The organism is Enterococcus sp. XAF26B05_ASV22, from assembly GCF_056727285.1.
The window spans coordinates 391,537-408,261 of the sequence record NZ_CM161538.1; the positions used below are offsets into that span (position 1 = coordinate 391,537).

The 16,725-nt window shown below is 37.0% G+C and carries 22 protein-coding genes; all 22 read left to right on the plus strand.

Annotated elements, in window-relative coordinates; translation table 11 throughout:
- The first annotated feature begins 66 nt into the window (after positions 1-66).
- The 22 genes from AC1PU0_RS02060 (at position 67) to AC1PU0_RS02165 (ending at position 16,717) form a co-directional block, all read left to right on the plus strand.
- The gene (locus AC1PU0_RS02060) at positions 67-717 is read left to right on the plus strand and encodes an adenylate kinase (protein ID WP_069654054.1); all 651 of its coding nucleotides are present in this window, start codon (positions 67-69) and stop codon (positions 715-717) included.
- A 193-nt stretch (positions 718-910) separates the two neighbouring features.
- A complete protein-coding gene (gene infA / locus AC1PU0_RS02065) occupies positions 911-1,129 on the plus strand; it encodes a translation initiation factor IF-1 (RefSeq protein ID WP_002356224.1) in 219 nt (72 codons plus the stop codon).
- A 32-nt stretch (positions 1,130-1,161) separates the two neighbouring features.
- Complete coding sequence (gene rpmJ, locus AC1PU0_RS02070) at positions 1,162-1,278, plus strand: 50S ribosomal protein L36 (RefSeq protein ID WP_002288710.1); 117 nt, start codon at positions 1,162-1,164, stop codon at positions 1,276-1,278.
- 18 nt (positions 1,279-1,296) lie between these two features.
- Positions 1,297-1,662 carry a 30S ribosomal protein S13 gene (gene rpsM / locus AC1PU0_RS02075; RefSeq protein WP_010766211.1) on the plus strand — a complete coding sequence of 122 codons (366 nt, stop codon included), beginning with the start codon at positions 1,297-1,299 and terminating at the stop codon, positions 1,660-1,662.
- A 27-nt stretch (positions 1,663-1,689) separates the two neighbouring features.
- Positions 1,690-2,079: a 30S ribosomal protein S11 gene (rpsK, locus tag AC1PU0_RS02080; protein ID WP_010761668.1), complete on the plus strand. Its 390-nt coding sequence runs from the start codon at positions 1,690-1,692 to the stop codon at positions 2,077-2,079.
- An 80-nt stretch (positions 2,080-2,159) separates the two neighbouring features.
- Positions 2,160-3,098, plus strand: a complete 939-nt coding sequence (locus tag AC1PU0_RS02085) for a DNA-directed RNA polymerase subunit alpha (RefSeq protein WP_010761667.1) — start codon at positions 2,160-2,162, stop codon at positions 3,096-3,098.
- Positions 3,099-3,125: 27 nt separating this feature from the next.
- Positions 3,126-3,509, plus strand: coding sequence for a 50S ribosomal protein L17 (rplQ, locus tag AC1PU0_RS02090; protein WP_010761666.1), 384 nt, complete (start codon positions 3,126-3,128; stop codon positions 3,507-3,509).
- Positions 3,510-3,797: 288 nt separating this feature from the next.
- Complete coding sequence (locus tag AC1PU0_RS02095; RefSeq protein WP_069654053.1) at positions 3,798-4,997, plus strand: hypothetical protein; 1,200 nt, start codon at positions 3,798-3,800, stop codon at positions 4,995-4,997.
- Positions 4,998-5,012: 15 nt separating this feature from the next.
- Complete coding sequence (locus tag AC1PU0_RS02100; RefSeq protein ID WP_206848425.1) at positions 5,013-6,182, plus strand: M20 family metallopeptidase; 1,170 nt, start codon at positions 5,013-5,015, stop codon at positions 6,180-6,182.
- Between the two features lie 255 nt (positions 6,183-6,437).
- A complete protein-coding gene (locus AC1PU0_RS02105) occupies positions 6,438-7,277 on the plus strand; it encodes an energy-coupling factor ABC transporter ATP-binding protein (protein ID WP_069654051.1) in 840 nt (279 codons plus the stop codon).
- Entirely contained in the window at positions 7,253-8,122 is an 870-nt protein-coding gene (locus tag AC1PU0_RS02110) for an energy-coupling factor ABC transporter ATP-binding protein (RefSeq protein WP_206834255.1), read from the plus strand. Before AC1PU0_RS02105 ends, AC1PU0_RS02110 begins: the two co-directional genes overlap by 25 nt.
- Positions 8,119-8,916, plus strand: coding sequence for a CbiQ family ECF transporter T component (locus tag AC1PU0_RS02115; RefSeq protein WP_206848426.1), 798 nt, complete (start codon positions 8,119-8,121; stop codon positions 8,914-8,916). Before AC1PU0_RS02110 ends, AC1PU0_RS02115 begins: the two co-directional genes overlap by 4 nt.
- A 19-nt stretch (positions 8,917-8,935) precedes the next feature.
- Complete coding sequence (gene truA / locus AC1PU0_RS02120; RefSeq protein WP_206848427.1) at positions 8,936-9,682, plus strand: tRNA pseudouridine(38-40) synthase TruA; 747 nt, start codon at positions 8,936-8,938, stop codon at positions 9,680-9,682.
- A gap of 462 nt (positions 9,683-10,144) precedes the next feature.
- A complete protein-coding gene (locus tag AC1PU0_RS02125) occupies positions 10,145-10,663 on the plus strand; it encodes an AmiS/UreI family transporter (protein ID WP_069641206.1) in 519 nt (172 codons plus the stop codon).
- 21 nt (positions 10,664-10,684) lie between these two features.
- Positions 10,685-10,987, plus strand: coding sequence for an urease subunit gamma (locus AC1PU0_RS02130; protein WP_111248422.1), 303 nt, complete (start codon positions 10,685-10,687; stop codon positions 10,985-10,987).
- A 35-nt stretch (positions 10,988-11,022) separates the two neighbouring features.
- Positions 11,023-11,349 (plus strand): urease subunit beta, encoded by a 327-nt coding sequence (locus AC1PU0_RS02135; protein WP_069641208.1) that lies wholly within the window; start codon positions 11,023-11,025, stop codon positions 11,347-11,349.
- Positions 11,350-11,367: 18 nt separating this feature from the next.
- Entirely contained in the window at positions 11,368-13,089 is a 1,722-nt protein-coding gene (gene ureC / locus AC1PU0_RS02140) for an urease subunit alpha (RefSeq protein WP_206848428.1), read from the plus strand.
- 146 nt (positions 13,090-13,235) lie between these two features.
- Positions 13,236-13,691, plus strand: coding sequence for an urease accessory protein UreE (locus tag AC1PU0_RS02145; RefSeq protein WP_069654047.1), 456 nt, complete (start codon positions 13,236-13,238; stop codon positions 13,689-13,691).
- Positions 13,681-14,385, plus strand: a complete 705-nt coding sequence (locus AC1PU0_RS02150) for an urease accessory protein UreF (RefSeq protein ID WP_069654046.1) — start codon at positions 13,681-13,683, stop codon at positions 14,383-14,385. The genes AC1PU0_RS02145 and AC1PU0_RS02150 overlap by 11 nt, the downstream gene beginning before the upstream one ends.
- A 14-nt stretch (positions 14,386-14,399) precedes the next feature.
- The gene (ureG, locus tag AC1PU0_RS02155; RefSeq protein ID WP_069641212.1) at positions 14,400-15,011 is read left to right on the plus strand and encodes an urease accessory protein UreG; all 612 of its coding nucleotides are present in this window, start codon (positions 14,400-14,402) and stop codon (positions 15,009-15,011) included.
- 1 nt (position 15,012) lies between these two features.
- Complete coding sequence (locus AC1PU0_RS02160) at positions 15,013-15,861, plus strand: urease accessory protein UreD (RefSeq protein ID WP_206848430.1); 849 nt, start codon at positions 15,013-15,015, stop codon at positions 15,859-15,861.
- Between the two features lie 91 nt (positions 15,862-15,952).
- Positions 15,953-16,717: a class I SAM-dependent methyltransferase gene (locus AC1PU0_RS02165; RefSeq protein ID WP_069654209.1), complete on the plus strand. Its 765-nt coding sequence runs from the start codon at positions 15,953-15,955 to the stop codon at positions 16,715-16,717.
- Positions 16,718-16,725: the final 8 nt, after the last annotated feature.

Genomic DNA, 16,725 nt, shown 5'->3' on the forward strand with positions numbered 1-16,725 from the left:
GCCTCAGCACCATTCTCTTTCTGGGCTAGCTTCAAAAGCCAGCCTTTAAAATTAGGAGGAAATGAAATGAACCTCATTTTAATGGGACTGCCTGGGGCAGGCAAAGGTACTCAAGCAGAACAGATCGTGGATACTTATGGTATTCCTCATATTTCTACAGGAGATATGTTCCGTGCTGCTATGAAAAACGAAACTGCTCTTGGCTTAGAAGCGAAATCTTATATCGATAAAGGTGCTTTGGTTCCAGACGATGTAACGAATGGAATTGTCAAAGAACGTTTGGCAGAACCTGATACTGATAAAGGTTTTTTATTAGATGGTTTTCCACGTACTTTGGATCAAGCAGAAGCATTAGATAAAATGTTAGTAGAATTAAATAAAAAAATTGATGCTGTCATCGACATCCATGTTGAAGAGGAAATTTTAGTTGAACGCTTAGCAGGACGGTTTATCTGCCGTTCATGTGGAGCAACTTACCATAAAATCTTCAATCCTCCTACTGTGGAAGGGACATGTGATCGTTGCGGCGGACATGAATTTTATCAAAGAGAAGATGATAAGCCTGAAACGGTCAAAAACCGTCTGGCAGTCAACATCAAAAGCAGTGCACCAATTTTAGACTTTTATAAGGCTAAAAATGTATTGCATACAATAGATGGGAATCGCGAGATCGATACTGTTTTTTCAGAAGTGAAAGAAATCATTGAAAAAAAATAGTTTTCTGAATTGCCGCAAACTTACCATTTTGTTTGATACAGATTCTCTTGCCAAATAGAATAGTTTATGATAGAATGTATCAGTCCGACTTCTACCTTTTTGTGGAAGCTTAATTGAAAATTCTAGGTGGGAGCTGAAGTTTCCGCCATTTTATCGTGTGAAAATGCGAAACAAGTACAAGGAGGTACTGTGCGTGGCTAAAGAAGATATGATTGAAGTCGAAGGTACAGTCGTCGAAACTTTGCCGAATGCAATGTTTAAAGTTGAACTAGAAAATGGACACCAAGTTCTTGCTACTGTTTCCGGTAAGATCCGTATGCACTACATTCGAATTTTACCTGGAGATAAAGTAACTGTAGAGTTATCTCCATATGATTTAACTCGTGGTCGAATCACTTATCGCTTTAAATAATTGTACTCCGTAAAATTCAGGGAGGTATTATCATGAAAGTAAGACCATCAGTAAAACCAATGTGTGAACATTGTAAAGTAATTCGCCGTAAAGGACGTGTTATGGTCATTTGCCCAGCAAATCCAAAACATAAACAACGTCAAGGATAATAGGAGGTGTAACGTAGAATGGCTCGTATTGCAGGAGTAGACATCCCTCGTGATAAACGTGTAGTAATTTCCCTTACTTATATTTTTGGTATTGGTAACACTACAGCTAAAAAAGTTTTAGCAAACGTTGGCGTATCTGAAGATATTCGTGTTCGCGATTTAACGAACGAACAAACAGATGCTATCCGTGCGGAAATTGATAAGTTAAAAATTGAAGGTGATCTTCGTCGTGAAGTGAACTTGAACATCAAACGCTTGATGGAAATCGGTTCATACCGTGGAATCCGTCACCGTCGTGGATTACCAACTCGTGGACAAAACACGAAAAATAATGCACGTACTCGTAAAGGCCCAGCTCGTACTGTAGCAGGCAAGAAAAAATAATTCCTAAGTGAAGGAGGTTAGATCCTCATGGCAGCAAAAAAAGTTAGTCGTAAACGCCGTGTGAAAAAGAATATAGAAACTGGGATTGCACATATCCATTCTACATTCAATAATACAATTGTAATGATCACTGACAGTCATGGTAATGCATTAGCATGGTCATCTGCAGGTTCATTAGGTTTTAAAGGAAGCAAAAAATCAACACCGTTTGCAGCTCAAATGGCAGCAGAAGCTGCAACTAAAGCAGCACAAGAACACGGACTTAAAACTGTTGATGTAACAGTTAAAGGACCTGGTTCTGGACGTGAAGCAGCTATTCGTTCATTGCAAGCAACAGGTTTAGAAGTGACTGCAATTCGTGACGTGACTCCAGTTCCTCATAATGGATGCCGCCCTCCAAAACGCCGTCGTGTTTAATGAGTGCCACTCATTCTGAGTTTGAATTAAGAACGTCATTGAACAAGACACTTTTCGTTTTGAAAGGGGTATAGATAAGAATGATTGAATTTGAAAAACCAAGAATCGAAAAAATTGATGAGAATAGAGATTATGGCAAGTTCGTCGTTGAACCACTGGAAAGAGGTTACGGGACTACTTTAGGCAATTCTCTACGTCGTATTTTATTATCTTCTTTACCGGGAGCTGCTATTACCAATATTCAAATCGATGGTGTGTTGCACGAATTCTCTACCATTAAAGGTGTAAGAGAAGATGTAACTCAAATTATCTTGAATATCAAAGGGTTAGCATTAAAGCTTTATGCAGAAGAAGAAAAAACCCTTGAGATCGATATTACAGGACCTGCTACAGTAACTGCTGGCGATATTATCGTTGACAGCGATGTTGAGATCTTGAATAAAGATTTAATTATCTGTAGTGTCTCTGAAGGAGCTACTTTCCATGCTCGCTTAACAGTGAAACCTGGTCGTGGCTATGTTCAAGCAGACGAGAACAAAAAGGAAGATATGCCAATTGGTGTTCTACCTGTTGATTCCATCTATACACCAGTTCGTCGTGTAAACTACCAAGTAGAAAACACTCGTGTTGGTCGTCGTGATGACTTCGACAAATTAACAATGGAAATATGGACTGATGGTTCAATCATTCCTCAAGAAGCCCTTAGCTTAGCTGCTAAGATTATGACGGAGCATTTAGACATCTTTGTTAACCTTACTGATGAAGCGAAAAACGCTGAAATCATGGTTGAAAAAGAAGAAACACAAAAAGAAAAAATGCTAGAAATGACCATCGAAGAACTAGACTTGTCTGTTCGTTCATACAATTGTTTAAAACGTGCAGGTATTAACACTGTACAAGAACTTACAAATAAATCTGAACCAGAAATGATCAAAGTACGTAATTTAGGTCGTAAATCTCTTGAAGAGGTTAAACTAAAACTACATGATTTAGGTTTAGGCTTACGTAAAGACGATTAATACTTTTTACGAAGGAGGAAAACCAACGTGGGTTATCGTAAATTAGGACGCACATCAAGCCAACGTAAGGCAATGTTGCGTGACTTAACTACTGATTTAATTATCAACGAACGTATCGTTACGACTGAAGCTCGTGCGAAAGAAATTCGTTCAACTACAGAAAAAATGATTACTTTAGGCAAACGCGGAGATCTTCATGCTCGTCGTCAAGCAGCTACTTTTGTACGAAACGAAGTTGCTAGTGTACGTGAAGAAGATGAAAAAATCGTTGTTGAATCAGCTTTACAAAAGTTATTCAATGATCTTGCACCTCGTTACGCAGAACGCCAAGGTGGTTACACTCGTATCTTGAAGACAGAACCAAGACGCGGAGATGCAGCACCAATGGTAATTATCGAATTTGTTAAATAATCAAACTATACCGTCACTTTATAGATGATTCTTTTAGAGTGTTATGATGTTGGAGGCGACTCCTAGTCTAGCTCAACGCTTTCCCTGCCAGACTTGATTTGGCAGGGTAGCACTCATCATAGTATAAGGTGTATTTTTTTGTCCTAAGATTTTTTCTTAGGACTTTTTTGTATAAGGATAAATTCAATAATATTTGTTATGTTATTGCATCCATGTGTAATCTTTAGTATACTTTCGTTAGTCGGAATTTTCAGACAAAATAAATGAGCTATAAAAAGGGGGAGTAATATGGCACAAATGACAGCTTTCACGCTATTGATGGCCATTTTGTATATTGGGGATGTTGTCTCAATCAAAACCAAAGCATGGGTTTCATCTGTTTTTATCTGTGCAGTATTATTTATTATTGGTTACTGGACATTTTTTCCAGAAAATATCGTTGAGATTGCGGGAATTCCACCAGTCGTTGCAACATTATTGATGTATTTGTTAATTACGAATATGGGAACATTATTATCAATCAAGGAACTAGCAAATCAATGGAAAACAATCGTAATCACATTTTCAGGAATTGTAGGAATTGTTGTATTATTATTAACAGTAGGTTCATTGTTTTTCGATTTTAAAACGGTTCTAGTTGCTGTTCCACCACTCGTTGGAGGGATCGTATCCTCACTGATCATGTCAGAAGCGGCGCAATCAGCCGGTCTAACTTCATTATCAGTATTAGCTATTTTGATTTATGTGATGCAAGGATTTGCAGGTTATCCGTTAACGTCGATCATGTTGAAAAAAGAAGGAAAACGAATGCTTGAAAAATACCGCAGTGGGGAATGGACACCGGTTCATGAACAAGAGAATGAAGCGTCTGAAACAGATGAAGGTACACCTAAGATGTTTACCAAGGTTCCTAAAAAATACCATACAGATTTTTCACGAATCTTTCGTTTGGCGATCGTGACTTTAATTGCGTATTACGTTTCAGTTTGGTGTGCACCTTTTGTAACAATTAGCCCGTTTGTTTTATGCTTATTCTTAGGTGTTGTGGCATCTACATTAGGCTTTTTGGAAAAACAACCATTGAAAAAAGCGAATAGCTTTGGTTTTGCTATTTTGGGATTAATGCTTTTTATTTTTGATGGCTTAAAAAAAGCAACACCAGAAATGCTAGAGGAATTATTATTACCGATGGTGGGCATTATTGTGATTGGTGTGATAGGGATGTATGTCTTTTCTGCAATTGTCGGGAAGTTTTTAGGGGTGAGTAAAGAAATGGCTTTTGCAGTCTCATTAACTGCTTTATATGGCTTTCCAGCAGATTACATTATCACCAATGAAGTTATTCAGTCATTAACCGAAGATGAAAAGGAAAAAGAAGCATTGACAAGTCATATGATGCCACCGATGTTAGTCGCTGGATTTATAACCGTTACGATTGTTTCGGTTGTGTTAGCAGGTATCTTTTCGAGTATTTTATTGAGTCTATAGAAATGAGGGAATAAATTGAAAGAATTAAAAGAGTTGGTTCAAAAGTACAAAAAGGAAATGATAGATTTTAGAAGAGATTTACATCAACATCCGGAATTACAGTTTGAAGAATTTAGAACAACAGAAAAAGTTGCTGAAACGTTAGATAGAATCGGTATTCCTTATCGCAAGACGGAACCTACAGGAATCATTGCGGAGCTTGTTGGGGGACAACCTGGAAAGACGGTTGCGTTGCGAGCGGACATGGATGCTTTACCCGTTCAAGAATTAACAGATGGTATTTCTTATAAGTCATTAGAAGATGGAAAAATGCATGCCTGTGGTCACGATGCTCACACAGCAATGCTCTTGACTGCAGCGAAAGCTTTAAAAGAAGTACAAGCAGAGATCAAGGGAACCGTTCGCTTTATCTTTCAGCCATCAGAAGAAAATGCTCAAGGAGCTAAAGCAATGGTTGCCCAAGGAGCTGTAGAGGGTGTGGATGATGTTTTTGGGATTCACATTTGGTCGCAGATGCTTTCTGGAACAGTTTCTTGTGTTGTGGGCTCGTCTTTTGCTTCAGCAGATATTTTTTCAATCGACTTTAAAGGACGTGGCGGACACGGTGCCATGCCAGATGCTTGCGTAGATGCTGCTGTGATTGCTTCTTCTTTTGTGATGAATGTCCAAACAATTGTTTCTAGAGAAACCAATCCGCTTGATCCAGTCGTAGTGACTGTAGGTAAAATGGATGTTGGTACCCGATTCAATGTCATCGCTGAAAATGCTCGTTTAGATGGCACTGTACGTTGTTTTAGTATTGAGACGCGTGATCGTGTGGAAAAAGCTTTAAAACGCTATGCTGAACAAACGGCGGCTGTTTATGGCGGTACAGCTATAGTAGAGTATAATTACGGGACTGTACCAGTAATCAATGATGAAGAAGATGCATTATTTGCTCAAGCAATCATCAAAGAAAGCTTTGGTGAATCAGCATTGATTCAAGAACCACCGACCACAGGAGGAGAAGATTTCAGTTACTTTACAGAGAATACATCTGGTTGTTTTGCGTTAGTAGGTTGCGGAAATCCAGAGAAAGATACGCAATGGGCTCATCATCATGGACGTTTCAATGTGGATGAAGATGCTATGGAGATCGGTGCGGAATTATATGCACAATATGCATTTGAGTATTTGAATAAATGATTATTGCCACAATGAAAAGTAGGAATAGTAAAAGGGATGTGAGAAAACTAATTTAGTTTTCTTTCATCTTTTTTTATTGTCAATAAGTAAATAACTGGATGTTCCTAAAAAACTTTCTGTCTTGACAGATAAGAATACACATAAATCGACTTATTTTGTTATAATATAGAATAGTACAAAGATAAGAATAGATGATTGAAAAAACACTGATTTTTTGTTAGTGTTAGTAAGACTAAATAATTGAGGGAGTACGCGATGCAACCGATAATTGAATTAAAAAATATCGATTTTAACTATCAACCAGAAGATGCTTCTCCCGCTTTGAAAGATGTATCTTTTTCCATCCAACAAGGTGAGTGGATTGCAATTATTGGACATAATGGATCAGGGAAATCAACATTAGCAAAAACAATCAACGGATTATTGTTACCCGCTTCAGGAAGTATTTCAGTTGGTGGCAAAGAGCTGAATGAAACCAATGTTTGGGATATCCGCAAAATGGTTGGGATGGTCTTTCAAAATCCAGATAATCAATTTGTAGGATCAACCGTAGAAGATGATGTTGCATTTGGCTTAGAGAATCAAGGGATTCCGCGTGAGGAAATGCTTGTCAGAGTTAAGGATGCGCTAGAAAAGGTGCGAATGAGTACCTTTGCCACACGTGAACCAGCTCGTTTATCTGGCGGTCAAAAACAACGCGTAGCGATTGCGGGTGTTGTGGCGTTACGTCCAGATATCATCATTTTGGATGAGGCAACAAGTATGCTTGATCCTGAGGGACGAGATGAAGTGATTTCGACAATCAAAAAAATTAAAGAAGAAAGTAATTTGACAGTTATTTCAATTACGCATGATATTGATGAGGCAGCAAATGCAAATCGGATTTTAGTCATGAAGCAAGGGGAACTTGTCAGTGAAGGCACACCCGAGAAAATTTTCTCAGCAGGAACTGAGTTGATTCAGATGGGTTTAGATCTTCCTTTTCCAGAAAAGTTAAAAATTGCCTTAAAACAACGAGGCGTTGATGTGCCAGATGAATATTTGACTGAAGAAAGGATGGTGGATTGGCTATGGACATCCGTTTTGAACAAGTAGATTTTACGTACCAACCCAATACACCATTTGAACAGCGGGCATTATTTGATTTGAATTTGACAATCGAAAATGGTTCTTATACAGCAATCGTTGGGCATACAGGTAGTGGTAAATCGACATTGTTGCAACATTTAAATGCTCTAGTAAAGCCAACAAAAGGGACAGTGACGATTGGAGATCGAGTGATTGTTCCTGAAACAAATAATAAAAATTTAAAGCCGATTCGTAAAAAAGTGGGAATTGTTTTTCAATTTCCAGAAGCACAACTGTTTGAAGAAACTGTAGCGAAAGACATTGCTTTTGGACCGAAGAATTTTGGTGTATCAGGAGAAGATGCTGCACGATTAGCTGCTGAAATGCTTGAGTTGGTTGGTCTGGAGGCAAGTTATCTAGAACGTTCACCATTCGAATTATCAGGAGGTCAAATGCGTCGGGTGGCGATTGCGGGAGTCTTGGCGATGGAACCAGAAGTATTGGTTTTAGATGAACCTACAGCTGGTCTCGATCCACAAGGACGTAAAGAAATGATGGCCATGTTTCAACGCCTCCACGAAGAGCGCGGCATGACAATCGTTTTGGTGACTCATTTAATGGATGATGTAGCTAATTATGCAGATCATGTCATCGTATTAGAACAAGGTCAGGTTGTTAAGGCAGGTAAACCTCAAGAAGTTTTTCAAGATATTAACTGGTTGAAAGGAAAACAATTAGGTGTACCAACGGCTGCGACTTTTGCAGAGCAATTGTTAGCAAAAGGTTTTTCTTTTGAAGAATTACCGTTGACCGCAGAAGCTCTAGCAGAGGATTTATTAAAAGGACTAAAAAAGGCAGGTGAAGACCTGTGATGAATAAGTTGATTTTTGGGCGTTATATTCCTGGTGATTCATTTATTCATACGATGGACCCAAGAGCCAAATTGATTGCTAGTTTTTATTTTATTGGCATTATATTTTTAGCGAATAACTGGCAAACATATGGTGTCTTAGCTATTTTTACATTATTTGCAATTTTTCTATCCAAAGTGAATATCCGTTTCTTTATTCGGGGAATCAAACCGCTGATTTGGTTGATTCTGTTCACGGTTGCGTTACAGATGTTGTTTACCCAAGGCGGAGAAGTTTACTTTAAGTGGGGAATTTTTACAATCACTGAATTTGGTGTAATTAATGGGTTGTTTATTTTCTGTCGTTTTGTGTTGATTATTTTCATGTCTACATTATTAACGTTGACAACACCACCTCTGGATTTATCAGATGCGATCGAGTATTTATTACGTCCGTTAAAAGTAGTTCGTTTTCCTGTGCATGAAGTATCATTGATGTTGTCGATCGCATTGCGCTTTGTACCAACCTTGATGGATGAAACAGAGAAAATCATGAATGCTCAGCGTGCTCGTGGCGTCGATTTTGGTGAGGGAAATCTGATTCAAAAAATGAAAGCTGTTATACCGCTATTGATTCCGTTATTTGTCAGCAGCTTTAATCGAGCAGAAGATTTAGCAACGGCAATGGAAGCACGTGGCTATCAAGGTGGGGACGGTCGGACAAAATATCGGATTCTTCATTGGCATTTAAAAGATACGGTCGTGATGCTCGCATTCGCTGTATTAACAGTAGTATTGATTTTTATAAGAAGTTAGAAGTAAAGGTGGAAAAGAAATGCCGCGCTATAAAGCAGTTATTGCGTATGATGGAACCAATTTTAATGGATTTCAGTCTCAACCAAATGGACGAACAGTTCAAGCAGAAGTTGAAAAAACAGTAAGAAAAATGAACAATGGCAAAACAATCACGATTTTTGGATCTGGTCGGACGGATGCAGGTGTTCATGCTGTAGGGCAGGTGATTCATTTTGATTATCCACAGACGAGAGATTTGGAAAAAATGCGTTATGCTCTCGATACTCAAACACCTGAAGATATCGCTGTTAAAAGTGTAGAAATCGTACCAGATGATTTTCATGCTCGTTATCATGTTGTTGAGAAGATCTATCAATTTCGGGTAGATATCGGGAAACCAAGAAATCCATTTAAACGATTCTATGCTAGTTATTTTCCTTATGAGGTTGATATTAAGAAAATTCAGAGAGCGTTGACTGATTTAGTTGGAACGCATGATTTTACGTCATTTTGTGCTTCTGGGACCGAGATTGAGGATAAAGTTCGAACGATTCATGAAGCAAGACTTGAGATCAATGAAGCGGGAGACGAACTGGTTTTTACATTTCGTGGAGATGGTTTTTTGTATAAGATGATCCGAATATTGGTAGGAACACTTCTTAAAATGGGAAATGGTCGAATGGATGAAACAAGAATTCCTGAAATCATTGCCGCTAAAGATCGGAATTTAGCTGGACCAACTGCACATCCGGAAGGATTGTATTTGGTTGAAGTAAGATATGAATGAATAAGTTTTTTATGAGTAAAATAACCAAACGTTTTATAAAAAAGGAGAGTAGCTATAGCTCAAAGAGTTGTAGCTACTCTCCTTTTTTATTTTATATTAATTCTTAAAAAAATTTAAAAACGTGAAAAATATTTGTATATTTCAGTATACAGGAGTAAGATATAATTCATAAAATCGATTGGGAAAGAATAATCGATGGAGCAGAATAATTCCCTTTTCTTTAGGGATAAATGCTGGTGTACCAAGCTAGTTTAATTTTTGTAGATAATGTATTCCATATAATAAATTGTTATAAAGTTATTTTTAAGTCAGTAAATTTAGTTGGGGTTTATCGGAAAATTACTTATTTTGATAGATTACTCATTTCAAAGCTTCCATAAAACAATCTTTTATACGTATATTGTATAGAAATAGTATATAAATTAATAAATAACGTATTTGAATGAAGATAGGAGGATAAAAATGCTTGGTGTTATTTTATTGTACGTAGGAATGGTGTTAATAAGCAATGGTCTTTACCGATTACAAGGAACACAAGATAAATCAGTCGTGGTGATGAATCTATTTACAGGTGGATTAAGTTTACTTTTAAACCTAGTAGCTCTTTCTTACGGGATAGTGGCGAATAAAGATTCATCGTGGTTTTATGCCAGTGCGACTGGTTTATTATTTGCGTTTACGTATCTTTATACAGCAATTAATTCGATGTTTGATTTAGATCAGAAGCTTTATGGCTGGTTCAGTTTATTTGTAGCAATCAACGCGATTCCAGCAGGAATATTATGTTTTTATGGGTATGGCGGAAATACGCTATACGGAATAATTTGGTTTCTCTGGGGAATTCTTTGGTTTACGGGATTTCTTGAAAATACACTCGGAAAAAATCTGGGGAAATTTGTGGGTTATCTATCGGTAGGGGAAGGAATCATTACTGCTTGGATTCCAGGATTCTTAATGCTACTTGATTTATGGCCAAAATAAAATGAGAAGGGAGCATTTATTATGCAATTAACAACAAGAGAACAAGAAAAAATGATGATCAGCTTGGCAGCGATGATTGCCCAACGCAGAAAAGACAAAAAAATAAAATTGAATCATCCAGAAAGTATCGCTTTGATTACGGATTTGATTTTAGAAGGCGCACGTGAAGGAAAAACAGTTTCTGAATTAATGAACGAGGGTAGAAATCTTTTAACAAAAGAAGATGTCATGGAAGGTATTTCAGAAATGATTCCAATGATTCAAGTAGAAGCAACATTTCCAGATGGAACAAAGTTAGTTACCGTTCATGATCCAATCCAATAAATTCATTTTAATGATTCGATGAAGGAGGAAAAGTTATGATTCCAGGAGAATATAAGTTAGCAAAAGAACCAGTTGTATGTAATGAAGGGTATGATGCCATCACTTTAGAGGTGAAAAATGTTGGTGATCGAGCTGTTCAGGTGGGGTCACATTTTCACTTCTATGAAGCAAACGAAGAAGGCTTGAAATTTGATCGTGAAAAAGCAAGAGGCAAACGTCTAGATATACCTGCAGGTACTGCAATCCGTTTTGAACCAGGTGAAACCCGTAAAGTGAATTTGATTGACGTAGGGGGAAAACGCCGTATTTATGGGTTCAATGATAAAATAAATGGTTTTTTAGATGATGACCGCACAAAATAGCTGAAAAGAGGGAAAAATATGAGCTTTAAAATGGATAGAAGTAAATACGCGCAAATGTTTGGCCCAATAGTCGGGGATAGTGTTCGATTAGGAGATACGGATTTATTTGCAGCAATTGAAAAGGATTATACGATTCACGGTGAAGAAAGCAAGTTTGGTGGAGGAAAAGTTTTGAGAGATGGCATGGGGCAAAGCGCTACAGAAACCCGTGCAGCAAATCCACTGGTTGTAGATACAATTATCACCAATGCAACAATCATTGACTATACAGGAATTATTAAAGCGGATATAGGAATTCGCGATGGTAAGATCATCGCCATTGGTAAAGGCGGAAATCCAGATAATATGGATGACATAGACTTTGTCGTTGGTGCTAGTACGGAAGCAATTTCTGCTGAGGGTCTAATCGTAACAGCGGGTGGATTGGACATTCATGTTCATTTTATTTCACCAGGTTTAGCACAAGCGGGACTTGATAATGGCATTACAACATTATTCGGTGGGGGAACAGGTCCAGCTGATGGAACAAATTCAGCGACTACATCACCTGGTAAATGGCATATCGAACGAATGCTTCAGTCAGCCGAAAACTTACCAATCAACATAGGTGTTATGGCAAAAGGTGCGGGTGCTGTACCTGAAACGATAGCAGAACAAATTGAAGCAGGTGCCATGGCGATAAAAAACCATGAAGATTGGGGCGCAACTGCTGCTGGAATTGATAATTCACTGAAAGCTGCTGATCAATACGATGTTCAATTTGCGGTTCATACTGATTCGCTTAATGAAGGGGGATTCGTTCAAAATACGTTAGATGCTTTTCAAGGACGAACAGTGCATACATTCCATACTGAAGGTGCAGGTGGTGGACACGCACCAGATATCATGGTAGTAGCGGGGCACGATAATGTATTGCCTTCATCAACGAATCCAACAAATCCTTATACGATCAATGAAATCAGTGAACTCTTTGATATGGTCATGGTTTGTCATAACTTGGATCCGAAATTACCAGAAGACGTGTCATTTGCAGAATCTCGTGTACGTAAACAAACGATCGCAGCAGAAGATGTTTTACATGATATGGGCGCACTAAGTATTATGACTTCTGATGCAATGGCTATGGGACGTGTTGGTGAAGTTGCAATGCGTTGTTGGCAATTGGCCGATAAAATGAAAAAACAACGTGGACCATTAGATGGAGATAGTGAATTTAACGATAATAATCGAATCAAACGATATATTGCAAAATACACAATAAATCCAGCCATCACAAACGGTGTATCAGATTATATTGGATCCGTTGAAGTAGGAAAATATGCTGATTTAGTCATTTGGGAACCAGCGAAGTTTGGAGCAAAACCCAAAATGGTTTTAAAAATGGGTATGATTAGTTATGGTGTGATGGGAGATGCAAGTTCAAGTCTACCTACACCACAACCTCGTCTAATGAGAGATCTCTTTGGGGCATGCGGCAAGGCTGTGACTGCCACAAATATTACATTCGTTTCACAGTTTGCATACGATCATGGAATCAAGAAAAACATTGGACTTGAAAAAGTTGTTTTACCTGTTCATAATACAAGAAACTTAACCAAGCGAGACATGAAATTAAATAATTTCAGTCCAAAAACGATTACTGTTGACCCTCATACATTTGATGTGAAGATTGATGACGAATTGATTACTTGTGATCCCGTCGACACTGTGGCGTTAAGCCAAAGATATTACCTATTCTAAACAGAAAAATGCTGGGACAAAAGTGGCAAGCTATCAAAAATTCTTTTAAAAAAATGATATCTATATACATTTAGAAGAAATTTTAAGGAAGCTAATGCCACTTTTGTTCTGTTAAATTATCAATATGTTATTACAGGAGGAAGAATATGATTTTGACAACTATTGATTCAAATCTTGATGAAATCGATGATATTACGAAATATCATGTTGAAACGGTTAGATTAAACAGTGATGATTTAAACAAAAGAATTTTAAGGGTAACCACAGATCATGGCAACGATTATGGTATTCGATTAACAAGTGAAAGTGAAGCGTTGCGTAATGGTTCTATCTTTTTTGTCGATGACCATAACATATTAGTCATTGCGGTACGCTCTGAAGAAATGATTATCATTAAACCGTCAACGATGGATGAAATGGGTGAAATTGCTCACTTACTTGGAAATACACATAAACCTGTTGTTGTAGAAGACGGGAAAATTGTTTTAGAAGTAGATCCAACTGTAGTTGATCTTTTAAATAAAAAGGGTATAGACTACGAGATTAAAAAAATCAAGTTGAAAAAAGCTTTGAAACATGTGGACTTGTCGCATGAACATTAATGTAAAAAGGTTTGAAAATTTTTTAGATGTTGTACAAGTCTGCGATTCCACTTTTCCTATTGGGACATTCAATCATTCCTTTGGTATGGAAAATTATTTGAGAACAGATAAAATAACGAATGCAGATGATTTTGAAATTTGGTTAGATACGTATTTAAAAACACAATTTAAATACGGTGAAGGGTTACTTATAAATCTTTGTTTTAAAGCTTTGGAAGAAGAAAAAATAGAAGTAATTTGGGAATACGATAAAATCATTACATGTTCCTCACAAGCAGCTGAAACAAGAAATGGGACAAAAATGATTGCGAAGCAAATGATTGACCTAGTTCAAACTTTACATGATATTCCATTACTAGATGATTATAAGCAACAAATCAAAAAGGCTACTGTTTATGGAAATCCAGCGATTGTTTTTGCTATTTTTGCTCATTATAAAGGACTGGACGCAGATGAAGCAATCTTACTTTATGGCTATAGTATAAATTCTACGATGATTCAAAATGCTGTCAGAGCAGTCCCTCTAGGGCAAAAAAGCGGACAATTAATTCTACAAAGAACAATCCCACTTCTAGAAGAGATAGTAGCAGAAATGAAGCAATTGGACGCATCTTATTTAGGAGCCAATGTACCTGGAATCGAATTGTCACAAATTAACCATGAAACACAAGTATTCAGACTTTTTATGTCATAGGGAGGAAATAACAGATGAAAAAAACAGTAATAATTGGTGTCGGTGGACCCGTTGGATCAGGGAAAACATTACTTATTGAACGTTTAGTTAGACAAATGAATGAGGATTTGAACGTTGCAGTAATAACCAATGATATCTATACAAAAGAAGATGCAAAATTCTTATGTGATAACTCTGTTTTAAGTGAAGATCGTATTATCGGTGTAGAAACTGGAGGATGTCCACACACAGCAATTCGTGAAGATGCATCAATGAATTTTGCAGCTATTGAACAATTAGAAGAACGATTTGAAGATTTAGATGTAATTTTTTTGGAAAGTGGTGGGGATAATTTAGCCGCAACGTTTAGTCCAGAATTAGTCGATTCCTCTATTTATATTATTGATGTGGCCCAAGGAGAAAAAATTCCTAGAAAAGCAGGTCAAGGAATGATCAAGAGTGATTTATTTATCATCAATAAAATCGATCTGGCTCCGTATGTTGGTGCTGATTTAGATGTCATGAAAAAAGACACCGAAGTTTTTCGAGAAGATAATACTTTTTTATTTACTAACTTAAAGGATCAAGAAGGGGTAGCAGCCGTAAATGAATGGATCCGTAAAAATGTTTTACTAGAAGGATTATAATATGAGGCAAGATACAGACGGACTTATTGAAATGGCATTTACCAATCGTAATAACCGAACCATTGCATCTAGAATTTATCATGAGGGCAATTCTCGCGTGTCCTCGAATATTCCATTAGCGACTGAGAAAACACCATATTACTTCTTTATTAGTACGGGTGGAGGTTTCCTTGAGGGAGAGAAATATGAACTGGATGTTACGGTAGCCAAAGAAGCGCATGCTATCGTGACAACTCAAGCACCAACTTACGTATACAAATGTGACAATAAAATACAAACAACACAAAAAACACAGCTTGTTTTAGAAGAAAATAGCACATTTGAATATTTAACAGATGAAGTAATTCCTTATAAAAATTCAATTTACAAACAAGAAACAATCGTTCAGATGAAAGAAAATACAACGCTAATTTTAATGGATGGTGTAACAGCGGGCTGGTCTGCTGATGAGCAACCGTTTCAATACGCTGAATTACAGATGAAAACAAGTATATATATGGATGAAGAATTAATCTACAATGACCATTTACTATCAGAGCCATTGAAAAATGATATGTCTGCACTAGGTTATTTTGAAGACGGCTTGAATTATAATACGTTGATAATTATCAGTCCTTCTTGTACAAAAGAGGTTATTGAAACAATTAGAAAGAAATTAAATGAAATTGAAACAACTGTCAATTTTGGCATTTCAAGTTTAGAAAAACCTGGTTTTGTGCTTCGAGCGCTGGGGAAAAGTGGAGAAGAAAATCGCTATATCCTGATGCAAGCACTCAATCATTTTCGAATAGAACAGCTTCATTATCCTGAATTGATTCTTAGTAAAAATGACAACTACATCCAGAATTAATGGACAAGATGAAGATTTTTTACGAACTTTTTAGTAAGAAATGGCGAGGCATTGTTCTGTTATGTAGTAAAAAGGGGAAAGTAGTGTGGAAATGGCTAAGAAGACATTTAAAAATGAAATTATTGATTACTGGTCAAAGAGATCTGAAACCTATGGACAACAGCATCATGAAGAATTACTGGGAGAACCAAAAACATTATGGCAAAATGTCATCCTTAGTGCTTTTAATGCAAACGAAAAACCAGTTAAAAAAATTCTTGATATAGGTACTGGTCCAGGTTTTCTCTCCATATTGCTTGCTGAAAAAGGTTTTGAAGTGACGTCAATCGATATGACAGAAGAAATGTTGATTCAAGCGAAGTTGAATGCGGGTGATCTCGTTGAAAAAATCGAATGGGCATTGATGGATGCTCATAAGTTGACATTTGATACAGCTGATTTTGATGCAATTGTCACAAGAAATGTCACTTGGAATCTAGAAAATCCAAAGGAAGCATATAAAGAATGGTATCGAGTATTAAAACCAGGAGGAATCTTACTAAATTTTGATTCAAATTGGTACAAATATCTTTACGATGAAACGCTGCGGGAGAAATATGAAAAAAATCGAGAATTGACGCAAGAGATGGCTGTTAAAGATTATTATGAAGGGACAGACATTGATTGGATGGAAGACTTAGCTAAAGAAATGCCTTTATCAAAAATTACCCGTCCTATATGGGATAAGAAGGTATTGAAAGAGTGTGGATTCCAATCTATTACAATTCATGAGAATATGAATGACCAATTACTAAGTGATATTCAGAAAATCAATTTCTTGTTTTCCCCTATATTCCTAATAGAAGCAACAAAATAAATGGCAAA

Bases quoted from the DNA above. Each gene is read 5' to 3' on its own strand.
- AC1PU0_RS02150 (WP_069654046.1), top strand. From the start codon at position 13,681: ATGAACATTAATGTAAAAAGGTTTGAAAATTTTTTAGATGTTGTACAA.
- AC1PU0_RS02165 (WP_069654209.1), top strand. From the start codon at position 15,953: ATGGCTAAGAAGACATTTAAAAATGAAATTATTGATTACTGGTCAAAG.
- AC1PU0_RS02135 (WP_069641208.1), top strand. From the start codon at position 11,023: ATGATTCCAGGAGAATATAAGTTAGCAAAAGAACCAGTTGTATGTAAT.
- truA (WP_206848427.1), top strand. From the start codon at position 8,936: ATGCCGCGCTATAAAGCAGTTATTGCGTATGATGGAACCAATTTTAAT.
- AC1PU0_RS02060 (WP_069654054.1), top strand. From the start codon at position 67: ATGAACCTCATTTTAATGGGACTGCCTGGGGCAGGCAAAGGTACTCAA.
- ureG (WP_069641212.1), top strand. From the start codon at position 14,400: ATGAAAAAAACAGTAATAATTGGTGTCGGTGGACCCGTTGGATCAGGG.
- rpmJ (WP_002288710.1), top strand. From the start codon at position 1,162: ATGAAAGTAAGACCATCAGTAAAACCAATGTGTGAACATTGTAAAGTA.
- AC1PU0_RS02130 (WP_111248422.1), top strand. From the start codon at position 10,685: ATGCAATTAACAACAAGAGAACAAGAAAAAATGATGATCAGCTTGGCA.
- AC1PU0_RS02145 (WP_069654047.1), top strand. From the start codon at position 13,236: ATGATTTTGACAACTATTGATTCAAATCTTGATGAAATCGATGATATT.
- AC1PU0_RS02110 (WP_206834255.1), top strand. From the start codon at position 7,253: ATGGACATCCGTTTTGAACAAGTAGATTTTACGTACCAACCCAATACA.
- ureC (WP_206848428.1), top strand. From the start codon at position 11,368: ATGAGCTTTAAAATGGATAGAAGTAAATACGCGCAAATGTTTGGCCCA.
- rpsM (WP_010766211.1), top strand. From the start codon at position 1,297: ATGGCTCGTATTGCAGGAGTAGACATCCCTCGTGATAAACGTGTAGTA.
- AC1PU0_RS02160 (WP_206848430.1), top strand. From the start codon at position 15,013: ATGAGGCAAGATACAGACGGACTTATTGAAATGGCATTTACCAATCGT.
- AC1PU0_RS02085 (WP_010761667.1), top strand. From the start codon at position 2,160: ATGATTGAATTTGAAAAACCAAGAATCGAAAAAATTGATGAGAATAGA.
- rpsK (WP_010761668.1), top strand. From the start codon at position 1,690: ATGGCAGCAAAAAAAGTTAGTCGTAAACGCCGTGTGAAAAAGAATATA.
- AC1PU0_RS02105 (WP_069654051.1), top strand. From the start codon at position 6,438: ATGCAACCGATAATTGAATTAAAAAATATCGATTTTAACTATCAACCA.
- AC1PU0_RS02095 (WP_069654053.1), top strand. From the start codon at position 3,798: ATGGCACAAATGACAGCTTTCACGCTATTGATGGCCATTTTGTATATT.
- AC1PU0_RS02125 (WP_069641206.1), top strand. From the start codon at position 10,145: ATGCTTGGTGTTATTTTATTGTACGTAGGAATGGTGTTAATAAGCAAT.